Annotated in this window: 14 protein-coding genes and 1 tRNA gene; 8 read left to right on the top strand and 7 right to left on the bottom strand. The window is 59.0% G+C overall.

What is annotated here, in order from left to right:
- Positions 1-42 precede the first annotated feature (42 nt).
- Both IPP95_02640 and IPP95_02635 read right to left on the bottom strand, forming a co-directional pair.
- Positions 43-801 carry a hypothetical protein gene (locus tag IPP95_02640; protein ID QQS73144.1) on the bottom strand — a complete coding sequence of 253 codons (759 nt, stop codon included), beginning with the start codon at positions 799-801 and terminating at the stop codon, positions 43-45.
- 23 nt (positions 802-824) lie between these two features.
- Positions 825-3,143 carry an Rv1355c family protein gene (locus IPP95_02635; GenBank protein ID QQS73143.1) on the bottom strand — a complete coding sequence of 773 codons (2,319 nt, stop codon included), beginning with the start codon at positions 3,141-3,143 and terminating at the stop codon, positions 825-827.
- A 140-nt stretch (positions 3,144-3,283) separates the two neighbouring features.
- Here IPP95_02635 and IPP95_02630 point away from each other — a divergent pair, with 140 nt between their 5' ends.
- Together IPP95_02630 and IPP95_02625 are read left to right on the top strand one after the other, a co-directional pair.
- A complete protein-coding gene (locus tag IPP95_02630) occupies positions 3,284-3,766 on the top strand; it encodes a response regulator (protein ID QQS73142.1) in 483 nt (160 codons plus the stop codon).
- A 206-nt stretch (positions 3,767-3,972) separates the two neighbouring features.
- Positions 3,973-5,829 (top strand): M1 family metallopeptidase, encoded by a 1,857-nt coding sequence (locus IPP95_02625; GenBank protein ID QQS73141.1) that lies wholly within the window; start codon positions 3,973-3,975, stop codon positions 5,827-5,829.
- A gap of 3 nt (positions 5,830-5,832) precedes the next feature.
- On the opposite strand, the gene IPP95_02620 is transcribed toward IPP95_02625, so the two are convergent.
- From IPP95_02620 to IPP95_02610, 3 genes are all read right to left on the bottom strand, one after another.
- Positions 5,833-7,962, bottom strand: coding sequence for an elongation factor G (locus IPP95_02620; protein QQS73140.1), 2,130 nt, complete (start codon positions 7,960-7,962; stop codon positions 5,833-5,835).
- A 190-nt stretch (positions 7,963-8,152) separates the two neighbouring features.
- Positions 8,153-8,329: a hypothetical protein gene (locus IPP95_02615; protein QQS73139.1), complete on the bottom strand. Its 177-nt coding sequence runs from the start codon at positions 8,327-8,329 to the stop codon at positions 8,153-8,155.
- A 128-nt stretch (positions 8,330-8,457) separates the two neighbouring features.
- Positions 8,458-9,315 carry a GNAT family N-acetyltransferase gene (locus IPP95_02610; GenBank protein ID QQS73138.1) on the bottom strand — a complete coding sequence of 286 codons (858 nt, stop codon included), beginning with the start codon at positions 9,313-9,315 and terminating at the stop codon, positions 8,458-8,460.
- Positions 9,316-9,482: 167 nt separating this feature from the next.
- Here IPP95_02610 and IPP95_02605 point away from each other — a divergent pair.
- Positions 9,483-9,557: transfer RNA gene (locus IPP95_02605), tRNA-Thr, on the top strand.
- A gap of 114 nt (positions 9,558-9,671) precedes the next feature.
- Complete coding sequence (locus tag IPP95_02600) at positions 9,672-10,049, top strand: hypothetical protein (GenBank protein QQS73137.1); 378 nt, start codon at positions 9,672-9,674, stop codon at positions 10,047-10,049.
- A gap of 7 nt (positions 10,050-10,056) precedes the next feature.
- Here IPP95_02600 and IPP95_02595 read toward each other — a convergent pair whose 3' ends face one another.
- Together IPP95_02595 and IPP95_02590 are read right to left on the bottom strand one after the other, a co-directional pair.
- Positions 10,057-11,628 carry a T9SS type A sorting domain-containing protein gene (locus IPP95_02595; GenBank protein QQS73136.1) on the bottom strand — a complete coding sequence of 524 codons (1,572 nt, stop codon included), beginning with the start codon at positions 11,626-11,628 and terminating at the stop codon, positions 10,057-10,059.
- Between the two features lie 90 nt (positions 11,629-11,718).
- Positions 11,719-12,861 carry an FAD-binding oxidoreductase gene (locus tag IPP95_02590; protein ID QQS73135.1) on the bottom strand — a complete coding sequence of 381 codons (1,143 nt, stop codon included), beginning with the start codon at positions 12,859-12,861 and terminating at the stop codon, positions 11,719-11,721.
- Positions 12,862-12,930: 69 nt separating this feature from the next.
- Here IPP95_02590 and IPP95_02585 point away from each other — a divergent pair, with 69 nt between their 5' ends.
- The 4 genes from IPP95_02585 to IPP95_02570 all read left to right on the top strand — a co-directional run bounded on the left by IPP95_02585 (position 12,931) and on the right by IPP95_02570 (position 23,197).
- The gene (locus IPP95_02585; protein QQS73134.1) at positions 12,931-16,842 is read left to right on the top strand and encodes a hypothetical protein; all 3,912 of its coding nucleotides are present in this window, start codon (positions 12,931-12,933) and stop codon (positions 16,840-16,842) included.
- Between the two features lie 31 nt (positions 16,843-16,873).
- Positions 16,874-18,304 carry a dicarboxylate/amino acid:cation symporter gene (locus IPP95_02580; protein ID QQS73133.1) on the top strand — a complete coding sequence of 477 codons (1,431 nt, stop codon included), beginning with the start codon at positions 16,874-16,876 and terminating at the stop codon, positions 18,302-18,304.
- Between the two features lie 1,013 nt (positions 18,305-19,317).
- On the top strand, positions 19,318-21,057 hold the full coding sequence (locus IPP95_02575) for a hypothetical protein (protein ID QQS73132.1): 1,740 nt from the start codon (positions 19,318-19,320) through the stop codon (positions 21,055-21,057).
- 64 nt (positions 21,058-21,121) lie between these two features.
- Entirely contained in the window at positions 21,122-23,197 is a 2,076-nt protein-coding gene (locus tag IPP95_02570; protein QQS73131.1) for a PD40 domain-containing protein, read from the top strand.
- Positions 23,198-23,211: the final 14 nt, after the last annotated feature.

The following is a 23,211-nucleotide window of genomic DNA, read 5'->3' as shown; positions in this document are numbered from 1 at the left end:
TTCCATGGCACCGTACTACGGTAAGGCTGCCTTGGGGTTACGTTACGCGACCCGACCGAAGTACCTGCGGTGCTCCTCTTGGATATACTGATATGCCGCAGCCTGACTTTGGTCGGAATTCCCCTGAAGTAAGTAGCGCACCTCCAGCGGTGCGCGTCCCGGTTGTTCGATCCGTGTCTGAACCGGGCGGAGCCGAAGGCTCATTAGAACTGCTCTCTGCAATGGATGCGCATAACTGAGTAAATGGGTATCTGGGTTCACCATGACTATTCCCTTGAAGTCTGGTCGTGGATAAGCGAAAGCGCCATTGTCGCCGACCTCTTCCACCATAACGAAACCATTATTGCTCGGGTGCCGCTTTGTGTATGGAGCCACCAAGCACACCATACGCTTCATTCCAGCTTGTACTGAAATCGCGGTGACAGCTTGGCTTAAGAGCACTGGGACCCCCATGTTGGCATAGCGACTTGCATTCCAGAGGCCGCATACTTCTCCATTTCCTAATTCACGGATACCGCTTAAAAATTCACCCACGCGTGGATCTTGTCCACCCACGGCTAATTCCATTGGTAATTTGGAGCCAGCATGGTCCAATTGCAAGCGAATGCCTCCGACCATTCCGAGTAAAGGGTGCATTGCGACAATAACATGGCAATCATTGTCCAAATGCCATTCACCACTGCATTTTGTTACATTCAATATGCCGAAGTCTTCTAAGACCTTCGCATGTTCCACCTTGAATTCTTCGCAAAGTGCAGGTTCTTTCGGAGCACGGAAACTGATGAGTGTTATTTGTTCCATCTGATTTGGTTTGAACTACGGAACTACGACGCAATAATCGGGGTTGGGACCAACAAGTCTCGCAGATCAAGGCGCAAGGAGCGTGCGCTGGGTTCGCTACCGGGGGTCAATCGCACCAAGAACAACGGATGCCGACCGGCAAGGCTCCACAGCGTGTTGAAGTATTCTCGGATCTGCTCCAGCTCGGCACGTTCATGGGCCCTAAATGCTTTTAGGTTGAACGGTAACATCTGCGTAAGGAAGATAGGTGCCGCGACCGGATGGACGGAGAGTCCTTCCGCATTGGCCCTCATCCAGAGCCGCTCCATCGCACGACCTCCGTTCAAGCGCCCCTGTTTGGTATTGTCCGTGACACTTATCAATGCCGCTGCGGATGACATGCGGATCGCCGGTGCTGAGATCCCCTCGAACCCCTTACCTCCCCGCCATTGATCGATCAGCGCGATCGCGCGCGGGTCGGAGGCCACTTGCATTCCCGCCAGATCCACCGGACGAAGCTCCATCGTGGCCAGATCCAGACCGTCCTTGGTGCGCCTGACCTCTTCCTCCGTCCAGCGCACTTCATGCTCAAAGAACTCCCGATGGCCGGAGGGATTGACCGCACGGATCCGTTCGGCCGCACCGCACAGGTCGGCCAATCTGGAAAGCGACTCACGGCTGTCAAGCAGGTCGGCAGTGCAGCCGGGCATTGTCAGGACCGCTTTGGCCATGCGTTCAAAGGCTCCTTTCGGCAAGGGCTGCGGCATGGCGAATTTGCGATTGGTACAGCGCTTTTCGATCATGGGGGCCAGTTCATCCACCACATGGGGTTCCGTGCCCTTGGCGGGAGAACCAAAGAAGTCGAACACGGCCGTAAGCGATGGGGTGTTCTTGTCCTCGGAAAGGGTAGTCCGCACTTCGAGCCTCAGTGCATGGGCCTTTAAAACGATGTTCTCGATACAAGCTCCCAATGAAATATCCGCGATCTGATGGTCCGGATCTAATTGGGAGTATGAGCGGCTCTTGTCATGGAAAAGCAGCAAGCGCTTTTGGCTCCACGTGAATTTCCAAGGCTGCATGTTGCCGGCGCTCGGGGCCAAGCCCCCGGCCACTATGAGCTGCTCGACCATGTCCTGATCAAGTTCAATCGCATCGGAAGAGGCCGGGCCAAGGTGTTCTTCCAAGGCCTCGATATCGGCCTCCCGCAGTTCGAACACCGGTGGAGCTGGTGGGGCAAGAAGCGCAGGGGACGGGGGATCGGCCACTATTTCCTCTAGATCGACGAACCAACGGCCCGAGGCGTGGAACTGGTCGAGCGCGATGCGCCGGACGGTATCCCCGGCCAAGGCACCGCCCAACACCACCGAGGTGGCCAGCTGCGGCCAGGTGTTCACGGTATGGCCCAGTTCGATCACCGAGGCTTTCATCCTGGGGCTTAGTGTGTCCACGCCCGAAATGGGCAGCATGTAGGGTACTTTTTCCTCCGCTGTCATGGGGAGGGTGGCCGCTTCCAGGTCGAGATGGACGATCCAACCATGCATCAGGGGCCGTTCGGGCTCCAGGTCGAAACGTTCCACGTCCAAGCAGCCGCGGTCGCTCATGTCCATCACCACCGGAATGCCCAGTGACTTGGCTTTTTGCCGGGCCAGGATCTTGATGTCCACACTGTCGCACTCCTCCACCAGGATGTCCAATTTCCCACCTTCGGTGAAAAAGGCGTCCATGTTCTCCCTGGTCAAGCCGTCCGTGAAGCAGATCACTTTCAGGTAAGGGTCCAGTTCGGCGATCTCGCGGGCGGTCACAATGGCTTTGTTCAGCCCCAAGGAGTGCGTCCCCGACCGGATGCGGTTCAAGTTACTGAGGTCCAAGGTGTCGAAGTCCGCCAGCCGGATCTCGCCGAAGCAGCGTTCCAAGGCCATGGTCACGCTCACGGATTGCCCCACGGACAAGCCGATGACGCCGATCTTCTTCGTGGCGAGCACGGCCTGCTCTTCGCGGGTGATCTTGTTCCGGTTCCGATCCGTGCGCACCACGGAGAACTCCTCCTCATCAAGCACGTGTACCAAGCGGTCGCTCCATGGATAGAAAACCCACGAGCCATAGTCTCTCAACTTTCTGCCTGATAGGTGCTTGATTACGGCTTTTTCAAGTGAATCATCGGTGAACTTCGCGCTCGGATCGAGCGACTTTACCAGTTCGCGTACCTGTGCCTGAATATGGTCCGATACCCGGATGCCGGGCCTGCTTTTGATGAGGTTCTTCAAGGCCGCCTCGTCGGCAGGAAGCCGATAGAACGTGGGACGGTATTCATCCGTGCCGGGAACGGTACCGGCGGCCAGTAAGGTTTCCAACGTGTTGTCCATAGAGCAATAACTGGCTGTGAATGACGATGAATAGGGGTCGAATGTAGCATGGCGGACCTTATCAACAAAAAAAGATTGGATCGTTGATAACTTTTTTTCGACAAGCAACGTATGGAGGCTGACGATCAACCCCCAACAGCATGCATCAGATCCACCGTTCCCAAGCCTTGCTCCCCACCGTGCTCTATATCGACGATGAGGGGGCGAACAGGCAAACCTTCAAGGCGGCGTTCCGCAACACTTTCAACGTATTGGTGGCGGGCGACCTGCCTGAGGTCTGGCCCATATTACAGCAGCACGAGGTCCATGTGGTGATCTGCGACCAACGCATGCCCGGTGTGGTGGGCTGTGAGGCGTTACGCCAGATCAAGGAACGGTTCCCACAGGTGAGGCGGATGTTGATAACCGCCCATGCCGACCTGCAGGCACTGGTGGACGCGCTGAACCAGGCCGGTGTGTGCCACTACATTCAGAAACCGTGGGAGGCCAAGGAGGTTCGCACCGCAGTGATGTCCGCTTGGGCCGACTACAAAGCTGAGCATGAGCGGGCCGCCTTCACGGAGAAGTTGATCGAATCCAATCGTCAGTTGGAGTTCGCCCTACGGCAGAGCCTTCTGTCCTGATCAACAAGTTGTTCACCATGGGTGAACAGGCTACGCACGGGTTCCAAACAGGTTTTCCTCGGCTTCTCCACAGGTTCCAAACAGGTTTCCAAGGGCTTATCCACAGGCCGACCGGTTACTGAATATCCGGTCTTGGAGGTGTTTGCCGTTGGCTCTCTTAACAAGCCGTGGCCTGACCGTGATCCGGAACAGGCCATCTTTGGGCCATGCGGTATTATTCCATCGCTGCGGCGCTTTTCGTCGCGCTTTCCGTAAGCGCCCAATGTGACCGATGGCAGCAACACATCACTTGCGACCTGATCGTGGACTTGGACGTGAAGTCGCACCGTTTCACGGGTACGGAAGTCCTCCGATACCAGAATAACAGCCCGGATACGCTCCGGGAGCTATTCTTCCACCTGTATCTCAATGCATTTAAGCCGGGCAGTGAAATGGATGTCCGGGCGCGCACCATCGTCGATCCGGACGCCAGGGTCGGTGACCGCATCGCTGCTCTTTCGCAGGAGGAGGTAGGCGACCTGACCTGCACCCTCATTACACAAGACGGGAGAGCGGTACGGTTGGAACCGCTGGGAACGGTGCTCCGCGTCACGCTTGCCCGACCACTGCTCCCGGGGAAGCACACCACATTGCGCATCGATTTTCATGGGCAGGTGCCGGTCCAGATCCGCCGCAGTGGCCGCGACAATGCCGAAGGGGTCGCTTATAGCATGGCGCAATGGTTCCCGAAAGTGGCGGCATACGATGACCGCGGCTGGCATGCCGACCCCTATGTGAGCCGCGAGTTCTATGGTGAATGGGGGGACTACGACGTGAAGATCACCTTGGACAGCACGTTCACCGTTGCGGCAACCGGGGTGCTTGCCAATGCGAAGGAGATCGGCCACGGCTACGCGCAGCGGACAAAAAACCAAAAGCGTTCCGACGGCAAGCTCACGTGGCACTTCAAGGCTCCGAAGGTCCATGACTTTGCTTGGTCCGCTGACCCGGACTATAAGAACGTTACCGCCCAAGTGCCTGGTGGGCCGTTGCTGCGCTTCATCTACAAAGACTCCCCAAAGTTTGAAGAAGTCTGGGGCCAGTTGCCCGGCTACATGGTGCGCACGGTGGAATACATGGACCGGAATTTCGGCAAGTACCCGTGGCCCACCTTCACCTTTGCCCAAGGTGGTGATGGCGGGATGGAATACCCCATGTTCACATTGATCACCGGCGAGCGGCGCTTAGGCAGCCTTGTTGGCACCAGCGTACATGAGGTGCTGCACAATTGGTACTACGGCGTGCTGGCCAGTGACGAGCTGAGCTTCCCATGGATGGATGAAGGCTTTTCGGAGTACGCGGGCAGCAAAGTGATGAAAGAACTATTTCCCGGAAACACAAAAGGACGCGTCCACTCTGATGCCATGGCCGCTTATCTGCGGCTTGTGGCATCCCCGCACCATGAGCCGATGAGCCTCGAGGCGGACCAGTTCGCCACAAACCGGGCATACAGCGACAACACCTACAGTAAGGGCGAATTCTTTCTGGACCAGCTCGGTGCGGTGATCGGCGACAGCACGCTTCAACGGGGGCTGCGCCGCTACTACGCGACTTGCGGGTTCAAACATCCCCGGCCCATTGATGTGCAGCGGGTCATGGAGAAGGAGAGCGGCCTGCAATTAGCGTGGTACTTCAATGAATGGATCAATACCACGCGCAAATTGGACTATGCGGTGAAGGGCGTGATGCAGCACGGGGACAGCACCACGGTGACCTTGGAGCGGAAGGACCTCATGCTGATGCCGGTGGACGTGGTCGTGCAAGGAGCACAGGGCGAATTGGAGCTGTTCCACATCCCGCTCTCGTTAATGCTGGGCGCGCGCAAAGAACAGCCCGACGGGCACGAATGGCACACACTGCCTCCATGGCAATGGACCGACCCCACGTATTCCTTCACCATCCCGGTGCCGCTGGCGCGCATCCAACGCATCGAACTGGACCCCTTCGGAAGGCTCGGCGATGTGGACCGCTCCAACGACGGCATGTCCATCACCCCCGGCACGCAAGGGGTGATGGAGCGTTGAAGATCAAGCGGGTGTTTCCTCCCGCAGATGGCCGTGTACCAGCTTGTGCTGCAGCTCTGCGGAAATCGGCCTGTACTCAAGGAAGTGTTCGGTATGGCTGCCCCGGCCTTGTGTGAGGCTCCGCAGGCGTGTACTGTACCGGTCCAGTTCGGCCGTCGGCACTTGCGCCTTGATCACCTGGATCTGTCCCGTGCCTTCGATCCCGAGGATGATGCTCCGCCGGCTTTGCAGGTCCGTCATCACGTCGCCCATGAGCTCCTCCGGCACGCGCACTTCCACTTCCTGTATCGGTTCCATCAACTGTGGGTCCGCCTGGGTGAAGGCTTCCTTGAAGGCCATCAGACCGGCGATGCGGAAGCTGATGTCGTTGCTGTCCACCGGGTGCATCTTGCCATCATGCACCACAACGCGGATGTCCCGCGCGGGTGAGCCGGTGAGCGGGCCTTGCTCCATCTTCTCCATCACACCCTTGAGGATACTGGGCATAAAGCGATTGTCGATCACCCCGCCCACGATGCAGTTATAGAAGACCAGCTTTCCCCCGGTGGGCAGATCGATCACCTCCTTGCCGCGGATGCTCACACCCGTGGGTTCCGGTATGCCTTCATGCCAAGGCTCAATGCGCAGATGCACCTCGCCGAACTGGCCGCTGCCGCCGGTCTGCTTCTTGTGCCGGTGCATGGCCGCGGCCGGCTTCCGGATCGTTTCCCGGTAAGCCACGCGCGGACTTCCGAACTCCACGTCCACTTTGTACAGCTTGGCTAACTTCCACTGGATCACGCCCAAATGCAGTTCGCCCAAGGTGCCGATGACCTGCTCCGCCGTCTCGCGCACGTAGCGCAGTGTGAACGCCGGATCCTCTTGTTGCAGTTCCAACAGGGCCGTGTGCAGCCGTTCTTCCTGTTTGGGGTCGGTGGCCTTTACCGTGCGATGCAGGCGTGGTTCGGGGAATCCGATGGCGGGGAGCCTATGTTCGGAACCTCTGGCATGCAGGGTCTGCCCGGTGCCGGTGTCCTTCAATTTCATGGCCCCGCCGATATCCCCGGCCACCAGCCGGTCCACCGGTTTCCGTTCCTTGCCTTCCAGGATGAACAACTGGTTCAACCGCTCATTGGCATCGGTGTTGGCGTTCGTCAGTTCATCACCTTCCTTCAACTCACCGCTCATCACTTTGAACAGCGTGATGCGACCGCTCCGGGGTTCGATGGTCGTTTTGAAGGTGAACAGCACCGTGGGGCCGCTGATCGAGCAGGGCAGTTCCACACCGTCCTCGGTTATCGCCGCAGGCATCTCTTCCGCGCTGGGCGCCACATTGTCGATGAAGCCCATCAGCCGCCCACTTCCCATGTTGCGCAGTGCACTGAGGCAGAATACCGGAATGCAGTTTCGGGACATCATACCCTTCTTGAGCCCCTTGCGCATCTCGTCCTCGCTCAGTTCCCCCTGCTCGAAATAGTGTTCCATCAAGGCCTCGTCGTTCTCCGCCGCTTTTTCCACCAGCACTTTGTGCAGGGCTTCAGCACGATCGCGCTCCTGTGCGGGGATGTATTCCTTGCGGGGCTTGCCGCCGTCATCGGGAAAGACATACATCGTCATCTTCAACAGGTCGATGATGCGGTGAAAACCTTCGCCCTGCTCCAAGGGATATTGTATCAGGGTGACGGCGTTCCCGAAGTGTTCCCGTGCCTGCGCCACCGTGTCCTCGAAGTCGGCCAAGGGCTGGTCCAACTGGTTCACGGCCATGATCACCGGACGCGAGGCGGAGGTGATATGCTCCCAGATCAGGTCCGTGCCCACCTCCACGCCGTTGCGCGCGTTCAACAGCAGCACGCAGGTATCGGCAACGCGGATCGCGGGCACGGCCTCTCCGGCGAGGTCGTCCAGCCCCGGCGTGTCGATGAGGTTGATCTTGTAGTTCCGCCACTCGGTGTGGAGGCAGGTGGCGTGGACGCTGCATCCGCGTTCCTGCTCCAGCTCGGTAAAGTCGCTCACTGTGTTCTTGTCCTCGATGCGGCCGCGGCGCGTGGTGAGGCCCGCTTCGAAGAGCATGGTCTCGGCCAGCGTCGTCTTGCCGCTTCCGTGGGAGCCCAGCAGTACGACGTTCTTGATGTGTTTCTCATCATAGGTCTTCATGGCACTAGGGTGTTTGCCTGTTAAGGAAGGAACGTGAAGCTCCCGGCAAGTGCACCGGCCACCGCCGTTAGCAAGCCTGAAATTACTCCGCCGCGGAACTTCTCCAAATCCCGGCAACAGCCCTTATGTGAAATGTGGTGAACGAAAAAGCCCCGGAGAACCCGGGGCCAAGATGCTGAGCGGCGTTCACCTAGTTCAAAGCCTCCCATGCGCGTTCGCCCTGTAATTGGCGAAAGCGGGAAAGCACCTCCTCATAGCTGGAGGGAAGATTCAGATCCTTCAACGGATCGAAGTTGAGATGCGCGGCACCGTTATCGGCGGTATATGAGCGGTCAGTGTCCGGCTCCTTTTTATCGTTCTGTTCCATGGGGCAACGTGATCCTTGCAGGGATGCGGGGCTAAATATAGACAGGTTCTCAAAAAAACACAACAGCGGAAAGGGGCGGGATCACGGCTGGGCTTCCGAGGATGCACCGCGATCGGACCAGTCGCGCCTCATAGGATATCGAAGTCCATGGCATCGAAGCGCACCCGGGCGGGATCCAAAACACGGCCCTGTCCCGTGAGGTCCTTGAAGATCAAGTTGAGCGGGGAGGGGCGGAAACGCAAGGGGATGTTCAGATATGCTGCACCACCCCAGCGCATCGCGGGGTCCAGGCCGATCCAGATCTTCCGGTGTACGGTGCCCTCCTCCATGGGGACCGATGTATCGGGAAGCGGCAGGTCACGCACGCCGAGCACATAGCGGGCACCGTACTGACTTCGTTGGGAAAGGATCAATCCGTGGCCCCGTTCCTTTTTCAAGGAGTAACGATAGGCCGGGTGCTGAAGCCGCCACGCGACTGAAGCAGGGTCCCAAGCGTGTGCGAATTGCACGTCCGGCGTGCGTTCCCCGAGCGGCAGCGCCCCTATCCCGATCATGGCCCGAAGCGGTGAAACGAGCTCGAAGCCGAGTTTTTTCGTGAAGCCGTGGGTGCTGTTGGCGTTGGCCACGCCGGTGACGAAGCTGTATCCCTCCTCAGCTGCGCGTGCATAGGTCGCCTTGGCCAGCTTGGTGAACAGCCCCTTGCCTTGGTGGCTCGGATGCGTGGCGGTGTTCAGTGAAAGCAGGCCTTTTTCCAAGGTCCCGTCCACCATGGCCTTCATAGGGATCGTTACATAATGGCCGGCCAGTTCCTCGCCATACCAAGCGTTGAAACCGACCGCGGTGCCCTCCGGGTTGTCCTTGTACTGCCAACGCAGCACCTCCTCCGTGAAATGGTCCGATCCCGGAAAGACCGCCCGCAACAAGTCCGTTATCTTGGCGATGGTGGCATCGTCCACCTGCACCGGCCTCAGTTCATGGTCCTGCATGCGGCCAAGATAATCCGCTGTTCCGCCTACATGCCTTCGGATCAATATGGTGGACCGCACAAACCGCTGCAATGACCGTTACGCCCTTTTCCCAACACTCATTCCCGATGTGTGCGGAGGAGGTTTACATTTGCCGCCCGCTCATTCAGAATGAGTGGATCAAAAAGGCCTCCTTAGCTCAGCGGTAGAGCAGCTCATTCGTAATGAGCAGGTCGTCAGTTCAATTCTGACAGGAGGCTCCAAAAAGCCCTCGCTCCAGCGGGGGCTTTGTCGTGAAGGACGGGCTAAATGGACCGGACCATGAGCACCATGTTCCGCGCTACTACCTTTGATAGCAACGACCAACCCTCATGTTCATGCATCGCACGATCATCCTCTCCCTCTGTTTTGCCACCGCCTTGTCCGCATTTGCCCAAGACGACCGGTGTACTTCCACCTTGGAAACAGTGGCACAGCAAGTGGGAAAGACGGTGGACTTCTGCGGTACGCCCGCCCAAGTGACCGTGCGTGGGAAGGACCATGAAGGTCCGGTTTTCCTCAACTTCGGAGCAAAATTCCCCGACCACACCTTCACTGTGGTGATCTGGGGTACCGTGGCCGGTGCGGAGATCAGTGAATTGCCGGAACGCTTTTCCGGGAAGAGGTTGGTCATCCACGGCATGGTCGTCGAGCATAATGGCAAGCCGGAGATCAAGCTGGCTACACTGAAGGATATCGAGGTGGAGGAGGAGTGAAGTGGAGCTATTCCTTCACGAACTTCGCGGAGGCCACACGACCTTCACCGGAAAAGCGCACGACGTAGGTGCCTGCGGGCAGGTCGGCGATATCCAGTACTTGCTCCGCACTTGTGCTGTGCATCGCAAGCACCACGCGGCCCTGCGCATCCATCACTGCTATGCCACCCTTTCCGGGCAGTTTCAGGTGGATAAACCGCTGGACGGGATCGTGCCGCACAAGGATATCTTCCACAATGGTTGAATGTTCGATCCCCGAGCAGATGTCCACCAATACGGCCGCGCTATCTGTTGTGGAATCGCTTCCGCCGACATTGGTCACCGTGAGCGTGACAGGATAGGTGCCGGGCGTTGCATAGCAGACCATGGGCATACTGTCCGTGCTGGTGGCCGGCGTGCCTCCGGGAAAGCTCCAAGCCCAGGACGAAACGCCGTTCGGGGAATTGTCCGTGAAGCTGGTGCATTCGTTCGGGCAAAGTGTTCCGCTCCCCACGGTGAAGGCGGCCACAGGTGCCTCTGGCAGGTGCCATTTGGCAATATGCTTTGCGGAATCGCCTCCGGCCATGGTGAAGAGGCCACCCACGAAAAGGCTGTCATGGAAGACCTCCATGGTCTTCACCGTGCTATTGCACCCGCTTCCCACTGGCACCCACGAGTTCCCTGAAAGGCGGGCGATGCGGCTGGGTGAGGTGAACGACCCTCCGATGTACAATTGGTCACGATATACGGTCATGGCGGTGACGTAGTCGTTCAAGGTGCCGCCCACATTTACCCATTGGCTGCCGTTCCACTTGGCCACGCGGCTGGCGGGCTGCCCGTTCGCTTGGGTGAAATCCCCGCCGATGTAAAGGGTGTCCTGGAAAATGCAATGGATGTACACGTCGCCGTTCACCCCGGCACCCATGCCGTTCCATGCGCTGCCGTTCCACAGGGCGGTATAGTGTACCACCGAATCCCCGGCTGTGAAAAAGCCTCCGCCCACGAAGAGCTGGTCATCGAAGGGGGCCATCGTCGTGACCCGCCCGCTGGTACCGGAGGTGAGGCCCTCATAGCTCGAACCGTTCCAGCGGGCGATGTGGGCAAAAGGAGAGGAGAAAACGCCGCCTACATACAGTGTATCCTGAAAATGGGCCATACTGTAAGCTTGGCTGTTGAACGACGAACTATTGACCCCGGTAAGGTTGAACATGTTGATACCGTTCCAGAACCGCACACGTCCACCGTCCCCGATGAAGAGCGCCGTATCGTTCGCATAGAGACCGTCCGCGGACATGTAAACGGCAAGGTTGCCGATGCTGCTCCATGCCGTTCCGTTCCACCGTGCCAAGTAGTCCGTGTTCACTCCGCCGATCTCCGTGAACACCCCACCTGCAAATAGCTCCCCGCCGAATGGTTCCAAGGCATACACGGTGGAACTGGCACCGCTGCCAACGGGCTCCCAGGTCTGTGCGGACAGTGGACCAATAGAGAGTAATATGGGCAGGAAGGGAAGAAGAAAACGCATGGCCGCAAGGTAGCCAGCCAGCTTAAGACAAGGGCAGCTTAATGGACGTGGATGGACGCGAATAAGCGCGTCCATCCACGTCCATTCGGGTCCATTAGAAAGAAAAGGGTGCCTTGCAATAAGATCAAGGGCTGACGTCTTTCAGCATTTAATCATCTGAACCCTTCACCCCACCAGCTCTGCAGCCTGTCGTGCCACCTGTATCCCGATGGCCACACCGATCCCACCCAAGCCAGCTGCCACCACCACATGCGGTGTGATGTGCTCCACCACGGGAGGCCCACCTTGCGAGCGGAAGCCCATCACACCGCTCCAGCGCTGCGCAATGCTGAAGTCCCGCCCGGGCAGGATGGTTTGCCGCAGCAGTTCCTCCAGCGCGGTCTGGATCTGTAGCGTGGTGCCGTCCTCCGTGGTGGTCTCCCCGGTCTTGTCCAAGTTGCGTCCACCGCCCAGCAGCACGCGTCCTTCGTATTCGCGGAAGTAGTAGAAGCCTTCATCCATGTGGAAGGTGCCCTTCAGCTTCAGACCGGGGATCACGGAGGTCAATACCACTTGGCCGCGGCCGGGCAGGACGTCGATCGCGGGGATCAATGTCCGGCTGTAGCCGTTGGTGGCGATCACGGCTTGTGCGGCCTTCACGGTGCCGACGTCGGCCACGTGGAGTTCCACGCCGTCCGGTTTCTCCTCCCAGCCTTCCACGGAGGAACTGAACCTCACCTCAACGCCTTCGCCTTGCACCTTTGCCAGCAGTGCCCGCATCAGCTTCCCGCTGTCCACCGCGCCTTCCAACGGATTCCAGACCAAATGATCGGCGTTGAGGCCCAATGCGGGGATGCGCTGGTCTGCCCAGGTGAACACGTTCTTCCCGAAGATGCCGTGCAGTGCGGCATTGAGCGCATCGAACCGTTCGGCGACGCGCGTGTACAGGGGGCTATCCTTCCCGAAGAGCTCATATCCACCGACGGCCTCGAAGCCGATGGCCGCATCGCCGAGCGTTTCACGCAGCTCTACCAGTCCGCGCCAGCGTTCTTCCACCCGGTGAAGTGCTGCGACCTCGCTTTCCGTCTCGATATCGTGCAGCAGCTCGCTGGGGCTGCCGAAGCAGGCGAAGCCCGCGTTCTTCACGCTGGCGCCGGCGGGGTGGGGGCCGCGCTCCAGCACCAGCACCCTGCACTTGGGGTATTTCCGGCGATGATGCAAGGCCGTAAAAAGCCCGGTGATGCCCGCGCCGACCACCACCAGGTCCGGGTCTCCATGGAACGAGCGACTTTCCCAAATGCTGTACATGCGCGCTGCGCGGCCCGCCATATTGGGCCACCCCGCAAAGTTGTCGTAAATTGCCGCTTCGTCCGCCCCGCTTCAGCAAGCAAGCCCTGCATGGCCGCATCCCCCTTTCTTCGCCCGCTCCGAACGTTCCTCGTGCTGCTGCTGCTGTGCTCCGGTCTGTACGCCAGTGCGCAGATCGACAACGTGTACGTCTACGGCACGGTGAAGGACTACAACACCTCAAAGAAGTTGGATGGCATCAACGTCACCGTCTTCAAGGACGGCGTCAAACTCTCCTCGGTCGTCACCAGCGCCAACGGCAAGTACGAGTTCAATCTGGATTACGGCTACGAATACAAGCTGCTCTTCGACAAACCCGGCATGGTGGGCAAGAACGTCGCCATCAATACGCGCAGCATCCCGGAGGAGGACCGTGTGGGCGGCTTGGCGATGAACGTGGAGATGACGCTTTTCCAGGACATCCCGGGCATCGATTTCAAGCTGCTGCAACAGCCCATCGGCAAGTCCAAGTACGACCCCACGACCCACATGCTGGCGTGGGACCTCGAGTATACCGAGCAGATCCGCTCGGAGATGGCGCGGTTGCTGAAGGAATACGACGACAAGAAAAAGCGGGAGGCCAATGCCGACGAGCAGTTCAACAAGTTGATGGACCAAGGCAACGCCGCCATGGCATCAAAGGACTACAAGAAAGCCGTGCAGAACTATACGGAAGCCTTGGGCCTGAAGGCGGGGGACCCTATCGCCACCGCGAAGCTCAGCGATGCGCAGATGAAGGTGAACGAGCTGCTCGCGGCGGAAAAGAAGGAACAACAGTACGCCGACCTGATCAAGACAGCGGACGGCCTGTTCGGTAAGAAGAGCTACGAGGATGCCAAGGCCAAGTACGCGGAGGCCTCGGGGTTGAAAGATCAGGAAGCCTACCCAAAACAGAAGATCAAGGAGTGCGATGCTTTCATCGCCGACCTGGCCGCCAAGGCGGAGGCCGACAAAAAGACCAAGGAGCGAAACGATAAGTTCAATGCTGCCGTTGCTGCTGGCGATGCCGCCTTCAAGGCCGCCAAATACGAGGACGCCAAGGGAAAATTCACCGAGGCCGCCGGGTTGAAACCGGACGAGAAGTACCCGCCGCAGCAATTAGCCGCGATCGCCGCCAAGCTGGACGAGCTGGCCAAGAAGGCCGAAGAGGACAAGAAGGCCAAGGAGCTGGACGACCAGTACAATGCCGCCATCAAGGCCGGTGATGCCGCCTTCAAGGCCGCCACTTATGATGCCGCCAAGGCGAAGTACAACGAGGCACTGGGCCTTAAGTCGAACGAGAAATATCCGGCCGACCAACTGAAGGCCATCGACCAAAAGCTGGCGGAACTGGCCGCCAAGGCCGAAGTGGACAAGCAGGCGAAGGAGCTGGACGTGCAGTATCAAGCCGCCATCACCGCCGCTGATGCCGCTTTCCAAGGCGCCAACTACGATGAGGCCAAGGCGAAGTACAACGAAGCACTGGTCCTGAAGCCGAAGGAGAAGTACCCGGCGGGCCAGTTGGTGGCCATTGACAAGAAGCTGGCGGATCTGGCCGCCAAGGCCGAAGCGGACAAAAAAGCCAAGGAGCTGGACGATCAGTATCAGGCGGCCATCACCGCTGCCGATGCTTCGTTCCTAAGCACCGACTACGAAGGGGCGAAAAAGAAATACAACGAAGCCCTGGTCCTGAAGCCGAAGGAGAAATATCCGGCGGATCAGTTGAAGGCGATCTACAAGGCCATAGCGGATAACGCGGCAAAGGCGGAGGCGGAGAAGAAGGCCAAGGAACTGGATGCGAAGTACCAAGCTCTCGTGGATAAGGCAGAGGGTCTGTTCACGGCTGCGAAATACGAGGATGCCAAAGCCAAATTTCAGGAAGCATCAGGGGTGAAGCCCGATGAGGCGCACCCGAAGGAGCGGATCGTGGAGATCGACGCCAAGTTGGCCGAATTGGCCCGGCAAGCGGAGGAAAAGCGCAAGAAGGATGAACTGGACGCCAAGTACACGGCGTTGATCACCAGTGCGGACAAGAATTTCGATACCAAGAAGAACAGCGATGCCTTGAACGATTACAAGAACGCCTCGCAGTTGAAACCGGACGAACAATATCCGAAGGACCGCATCGCGACGATCAATGAGCTGCTGGATGCCAAGGCGAAGGAGCAGGCCGAGAAAGAGCGCTTGGAACGCGAGAAGCAGGAAAAGGACAAACAATACGCGGGCCTGATCGCCCAGGCGGACAAGGACTTCAAGGGCCAAGCCTATGATGCAGCGACCAGTGGCTATACCTCAGCTTTGGAGGTGAAGCCGGGGGAGAAATATCCCAATGACCAGTTGGCTGCCATTGTTGCCCTGAAAGCCAAAATGGCCGCCGCGGACAGCTTGAAGGCGGCAAAGGATGCCGCCGAGCAGGCCCGGCTGGCGGAAGAGGCCCGGTTGAAAGCGGAGGCCGACAGCCTGAAAGCGGCGCGGGAGGCGGAGGAAAGGGCACGGCTGGCGGCGGAGCGCAACAGCAAGGCGGATGTTCAAGCCCGTTATGACCAGGCCATCGCCAAGGCGGACGCGGCTTTCGACAGGAAGGCATATGACCCGGCCCGCGAAGGTTATACCGAGGCGCTCGGTGTGAAACCAAATGAGAAATATCCGAATGACCGTCTCAAAGCCATCGATCAGGCCATTGCTGACCAACTGAAGGCAAAGCAAGCTTCAGCTACTGCGGCCGAACGGGACCGCTTGGCCGAGGAGGAACGCCTGCGAAGGGAAGCTGCGGCCGCAGATTCCGCGCGGGCGGCTTTGGACCGTGCCCGGCAGCAACGGGAAGGGCAGAAAGCGTTGGATGACCGATATGCACAGACGGTCCTTGACGCCGACAATGCCATGGCCGACAAGGATTATCCCTCCGCGCGCAGCCTCTACACACAGGCCATGGACATTAAGCCCAAGGAGACCTATCCACAGGTGAAGATCGACCAGATCGACATGATGCTCGCTGAGCAGGAGCGCTTGAGACGGGAGCGTGAACTGGCCGAGCAACAAGCCAACGAGGCCCCGCCACCGTCTCCCCAGACCAGTACGGCCGACAACCGTAAGGAACAGGAGGCGGAAGAGTTCATGCGCGAGGCGCGGGAACGCGAGGAAGTGGAGAAGTACGGCCGGATCAAGCGCCTACAGCAATTGGTGCGGCAACAGGAAGAGGATAATGCTGCCAAAGCCGAGCAACGGCAGGAAGACGCGGCGCACCAAAACAAGGACTATATGGCCAGCTCCGAAGAGCTGTACCGCGGCAGTGAGGAGATGCGCAAACGCAACGCTGAAGAGGTGGAGGCCTTCCGGGAATCCTTGGCCCAGCGGAAGAAGGAACTGCAGGAGAAGGGCAGACAGGACAGTGAACAGGCCATGGAAGCGACCTCCGCGAAACAGACGGACATCCAGCAGATGGCCACGGCCCGGCAAGAAGAACATACTAGCAATGTGAATACCGTCAGGGAGCAGCAACAAAGCTGGACCTCGCAGTTGGACGATAAAGCACAGGCGGGCATGGAGCGGACCAATGCCGCCCGCGACCAAGCGCTTCAGCAGGAAGATCAATTAGCCGTGTTTAATATCAGGGGCAATGCCTCGGGCGACCGCCAACGGGAGCAGGTAGAGCTGATGAAGCAGAATCGTGAAGCACGGGAGAAGCAGCTCATTTCGGGGGCGCATGACAGGGCCCTGAACGAGAAGGTCCGCATCGACAACATCCCCACAGATAAGCAGCGCTCCTATGCGGACTACAACCGCAATGAGCTGGCTTCGCAGTATCAGCAGGGTGTCACCGAGGAAAGCTATACCGAGGGGAACAAGGTCATCATCCGGCGTGTGGTGGTGCAGGGCAACAAGGCCGATGAGTACAGCAAGGTGATCGCCAAGTGGGGCACCTTCTACTTCAAGAACGGACAAAGCATCAGCGAACAGATCTGGTCGGTGAACACCGAACTGTAAGCCGGCCCACGTCCGTTCCCCGAGCAGCCCGATGAAATTACCGCTTCACGTCCGCATTCTGCTCGGTATGGCGGCAGGTGTGCTGTGGGCGCTCCTGAGCAGCTTCATGGGCTGGAGCCGCTTCAACCTGGATTGGATAGATCCGTTCGGCAAGATCTTCGTCAACCTACTCAAGCTGGTCGCGGTGCCCTTGGTTCTCTTCAGCATCATCACCGGCGTGGCCAGCATGGGTGAGGTGCGACGATTGGGTTCGCTCGGGCTGCGGACTTTGGGCCTCTATCTCCTCACCACCGTAATGGCCGTTTCCTTGGGCTTGGTGCTCGTGAACACGATCAAGCCCGGTGAGTGGGGGGATGATGACAAGCGGGTCGCGAACCGGATCAACTACGAGTTATGGGTGCAGGAGACCGCGGAGGTACAAGTGCCATTGGACGGAAAGTGCTTGGCCTGTGAGCCCGCCAACAGCGCGCTCCGCGATTCCATAGCCGCTGTCCGGGGAACCACCATGCCGAACGAATGGACCAAGGCCGCCGGCGCCACCGCTGAGCTTAGAAAAGAGGCGGGGCCTTTGCAGTTCCTAGTGGACATCGTGCCGGGCAACATCTTCGAGAGCCTCACTGAGATGCGGATGTTGCAGGTGATCTTCTTCGCCATCCTCTTCGGCATCATGCTGCTCTTGGTCGACCCCAAGCACGCCACCCCGTTGAACACCTTCATGAACGCCTGCAATGAGGTGTTCATCAAGATGGTGGACGTGATCATGCTGGCCGCGCCGTGGTTCGTCTTCGCATTGATGACCGGGGTGGTGGCGCGCATGGCGGGTGATGACATCGCCGCCGTGGGCGAACTGTTCAAGGGATTGGTGGGCTATGCGCTCACCATTGTGCTCGGGCTGGCGCTGATCGTGGTGGTGATCTACCCCGCGATGATGAGTTTGTTGATGCGGAGGAACGTATACAAGGATTTCCTGCGCGCGATCAGTCCCGCCCAGTTGCTCGCCTTCAGCACCAGCAGCAGTGCGGCCACCCTGCCGGCCACCATCCGTTGCGTGGAGGAGAACATCGGCGTAAGCAAGGCCACGGCGGGGTTCGTACTGCCTGTGGGCGCCACGGTGAACATGGACGGCACCAGCTTAATGCAGGCGGTGGCGGTGATCTTCCTGGCCCAACTGCACATGGTGGACCTCACTTTGGGGCAGCAGCTCACCATCGTGCTCACGGCCACCTTGGCCAGCATCGGCGCGGCCGCGATCCCCAGCGGTGGCATGATGCTGATGGTGGTGGTGCTTTCCTCACTTGGCCTCGATCCCGCCTGGGTGGCCATCGTCTTCACCATTGACCGCCCATTGGACATGATGCGGACCGTGGTGAACGTGACCGGCGATGCCGCCGTTTGCTCCGTGGTGGCGCACTCCCAAGGTGAAAAACTGTTCATGGACAAGGAAAAGCTCGAAGCCGCATGATCTTTGCGGGGCAGTTCCGTTAGTGCATGGTCTTTGCATGCCCCGTCGGCATCCATACCACCTGATCCAAAAGCAGTAGAACATGGCCAAGTTGACCAAACGCATACTCATCGTTATCGGGATCCTCATTGCCCTGCTTCTGGTGGCAGCGGTCCTCATCCCCATCCTATACAAGGGCAAGATCGAGGCAGCCGTGAAAAAGCAGGTGAATGAGAGCGTCAATGCCACGGTGGAGTGGGGCGATTGGGATATCGGCATCATCCGCAGCTTCCCGAATGCCTCCGTTTCCGTGGATAATGTCCGCGTTTGCAACAAGGCACCCTTCGAAGGCATCTGTTTGGCAGACATCGGCGAAGTGCGCGTCACGATCGGGCTCATGAGCCTCTTCGGCGACCAGATCCAGATCCAGAACGTCGCGTTGGACAGGCCGGTCATCGATGTGAAGGTGCTGAAGGACGGCCGTGCGAACTGGGACATCGCCATTCCTGACAGTACTATCGCAGAACTCGGATCGGTGGACACATCCACCACCAAGTTCAATGTGGCGCTGAAGAAGTACAGCATCGCCAAGGGGCACATCATCTACGATGACGAAAGCTTTCCCATGCTGATGGACTTCCGTGGCGTGGACCACACGGGCAAAGGGGACTTCACGCAGGACCTCTTCACCCTCAGCACCAAGACCGTCGCCGACAGCGTGACCGTGGTGTACGACGGCGTGAAGTACCTGAAGAACGTGAAGGCCGACATCACCGCCGATCTGGACATGGACATGCCGAACATGAAATTCACTTTCAAGGACAACGACATCAAGGTGAACCAGCTTGCCCTCGGCCTGGACGGCTGGGTCGCCATGCCGCACGACGACATCGACATGGACCTGAAGTGGAACATGAAGAAGAACGACATCGGCGCGTTGCTCTCGCTTGTCCCCGCTGAGTTTGCCAGCGACATGAAGGGCGTGGACCTGAGCGGCAAGGCGGCCTTCAGCGGCTATGTGAAGGGTACCTACAATGAGATCACCACCCGTGGAGGCGCGCATGCACCTCAGTACGCCCATCAGCGACCCCAACGTGGACGCAGCGCTGAAGGCCGACCTCGACCTGGCCAGCGTGAAGAAGGTGGTGCCCTTGGCGAAGGGGGACGATCTCGTCGGCAAGGTGAACGCCGATGTGAAAATGGCCGGGCGCATGAGCGATGTGGAAGCCCAGCGTTATGAGAAGTTCAAGGCGGAAGGGCAGCTCGCCCTCAGCGGAATGACCTACAAGAGCGACTCACTGCCGTACACCGTGGGCATCAACGGCTTGGTGCTGGACTTCAGCCCGAAATTCCTCGCCCTCACCAGCTTCGATGGCACGGTGGGCAAGAGCGACATCGCGGCCAATGGCCGCATGGACAATTACCTGCAATGGTGGCTGAAGGACAGTGCGCTCACCGGCACCTTCAACGTGAGCAGCAACCTTTTCGACCTGAACGAACTCATGGGGCCGTCCGATGTAACGTCCACCGCCACCACACCTGCGGACACCTCCGCAACGGGCGTTGTGGAAATACCGAACAACATCGACTTCACCCTGAACGCCGCCGGGAAGAAAGTGCTTTACGACAATCTGACCCTGACCGATGCCAAGGGCGCGTTGCATGTGCATGATGAGCGTGTGGACATGCGCGGGCTCGGCTTCAACCTCTTCGAAGGCAGGGTGGGGATGGACGGCTCCTACAGCACACAGGACAAGGCCAAACCGAAGTTCGACATGGACCTCGCGGTGAAGGACATGGACATCAAGCAGATGGTGGACGGCGTTGAGATGATCCAGAAGATGGCCCCGATCGCCAAGAACTGCTTAGGCAGCGTGACGACCACGCTGCAATTGGCGGGTGATCTGGACCAGCGGATGTCCCCGGTGATGGGCTCGTTGGTCGGAAAGGGGACGCTCCGGACGAAGAACGTCACCATCGAAGGCTTCAAGCCGCTGGTTGAGATCAGCAATGTGCTGAAGATGCCACAGCTCTCGAAGGTGGAATTGGCGAACGTGGACTTCAGCTATGAGATCCAGGACGGCAAGATGATCACCAAGCCGTTCGATGTGAAGATCGACAGGCTTACGGCGAACGTGGGCGGCAGTACGGCATTTGCTGATCAGGCCATCGATTATACCATGAAGGCCAAGGTACCCACGGACATGTTCGGAGCAAACGCCGGCCAATTGGTGAGCGGACTGCTGGGCCAGTTGAACCGTGCGGTCGGCACCGATGCGAAACTGCCGAAGGAGCTGGACCTCACGGCGAGGATCACCGGCACGGTGGACAAGCCCGTGGTGAAACCCGTGTTCGGTGGCGGTGGCAGCAACCTGAAGGAGACGGTGATCGAAGAGGTGAAGGCACAGGTGAACGAGCAGATCGACAAAGTGAAGGCGGACGCCATTGCACGCGCACGCGATGAGGCGGCCAAACTGTTGGCGGAAGCACAGAAGCAGGCGGATGACATCAAGGCCAAGGCCCGCAGCGAGGCGGCCAATGTGAAGGCACAGGGCTACAAAGCGGCGGACGACCTGGTGAACCAGACGACCAATCCGTTGGCCAAGGCCGGTGCCAAGATCGCGGCGGACAAAGCGAAGAAAGCCGCTGATGAACAGGAACAGAAGTTCATCGCCGAGGCGGATAAGCGGGCCAATAGCATTGTGGACGCAGCCGGAAAGCAAGGGGACGCCTTGATCCAGAAAGCGGAGAACACCAACACCACCGTGAAGTAACCTTGGGCCGGGTTTTAGGAAGTAGATGCAGTTGTGTAGGTTTCATGTCGGAATGAAGGGTGGAATGAGATGGAATACCATGGCGTTGCGAAGCATGGTCTATGTGCTGGTCACCCTGTTCTCCGTCACGAGCATTTGGGCGCAAGACGAAGATGAAGGAGGGCCATGCGACCGGCCCACCGACAAAAAAGTGTTGAAGCAGTTGGACGATGCTTCGTCCACCAAGAACCCGACAGACCGCCATCAAAAGCTGAAAGCGTTGCTGGAGGACCGGCCGGAATGCACGGAATGCCTCTACCGTACCGGCGAAAGTGCCTACCAGCGCGCCAAGGCCGGTGCGGGAAGCTTCAACACCAGCATCAAGTACCTCGAGGAATTGAAGGAACGCTGCCCGGAATACCACAGCGAGCTGTACTACTACCTCGGCAACATGTACTACGCGCAGGACCGGTTCGCCGATGCCTCCGCGGCCTTCCGGAAGTTCTTGGATTTTTCTTCGGACGACCCCGCCAAGATGAGCCCCGATGTGGACCGTGAGACCGCAGAGGTGGAACAGCTCTTGCCGGAGCTGGCGTTTTACACGGACTTCTACAAGAATTCACGCCCGCTGGAACCCAAGGTTTTAGTCGGCGTGAGCACCCCGGCTGATGAATACCTGCCCATGTTCTCCCCGGACAATGAACTGCTCTTCTTCACCCGCCTCAGCAAGTACCAAGCAAAGGGCGACCGTTTTCCGCTCGATGTGGAAGAACTGACAGAGACCCGACGCGCCAGCGTGAAGGACGACTTTGACAATGGCGAAGCCTTGCCGGCCCCGTTCAATACCGGGGCCAGCTATGGGGGCGTCAGCGTGAGCCTGAACAACAAGGAGCTTTTCGTTACCGTGTGTACGCCGGTGACCACTGAGTACAAGAACTGCGACATCTTCCGCACCCACTACGACACGCACATGGATTTCGGCAGCGGGAAGCAGGTCTTCGAATGGGGCGAACTGACCAACCTCGGCCCCAACATCAACACGGCCGACGGATGGGAAAGCCAACCTTCGCTCAGTACGGACGGGCGTACGTTGTATTTCGCCACCGTGCGGCTCGGCAGCCAAGGCACGGACATCTTCAGCAGCAAGCGGGACGACAAGGGGGAGTGGAGCGAGGCGGAACCCCTGCCCGCACCGATCAACACCGCCGGGGACGAAAAGGCACCCTTCATGCACAGTGATAGCCGTACGCTCTACTTCGCAGCGCGTCCCCCACGGGATGAGAACGGAAAGGAGGACCTGGCCGCGGGCCATCGCGGCATCGGGGGCTATGACATCTTCTACAGCCGCCTGGATGACGACGGCTCCTGGTCCCGGCCGAAGAACCTCGGAAACCCCATCAATACCCCGCAGGATGAGCACGGGCTCATCGTAAGTGCGGACGGCCGCACCGCCTATTTCGCCAGCAGCCGCTTCCGTGGTGTGGGCGGGCTGGATATTTACGGCATCGATCTGCCCAAGGAGGCCCGACCGCAGGATATCCTCATCGTGAAAGGCGAAGTGAAGGACGAGGCCGGGAAAGCCGTGACGGACGCCACGGTGTCGATCACGTACATGGACACCCGAAAAACGGAAGTGCTGAAGGTGGACCCGGCCGACGGGCACTATGCGACCGTGGTCAACTTGAAGGCCGGTTCCGATGTGATCGTCACTGTGAAGAAGCCGGACCATGTGTTCGACAGCCGGTCCTACAGCTTGGAGGATACGGTCCGGGGCGGCGTGGCCGAGGCGGACATGAAGTTGGAAAAGATCGAAGTGGGCAAGAGCTATCGTGTCAACGACATCAAGTATGCCACCAACAGTGCGGAGATCACCGGGGCCAGCCGGTTCATCCTGGATGAGCTGATCATCTTTCTGAAGGAGAATCCCACGGTACGGATCGAAGTGCAGGGCCATACGGACAATGTGGGCGACATGGAGAGCAACATGACGCTAAGCCGCGATCGGGCGCTCACGGTGGCGGAATACCTCACCGGACATAGCATCAAGGCCAGCAGGCTCACCAGTAATGGCTACGGCCCCACGGTGCCCATCGCCTCCAATTCCACCGAGGAAGGTCGGGCGGAGAACCGCAGGACTACCTTCGTGATCACCTCGCGCTGAACCTGCGCTGTTTC

The organism is Flavobacteriales bacterium (assembly GCA_016700415.1).
In the GTDB taxonomy this organism is placed as follows: domain Bacteria; phylum Bacteroidota; class Bacteroidia; order Flavobacteriales_F; family PHOS-HE28; genus PHOS-HE28.
This window is presented reverse-complemented; position numbering and strand designations above follow the sequence as displayed.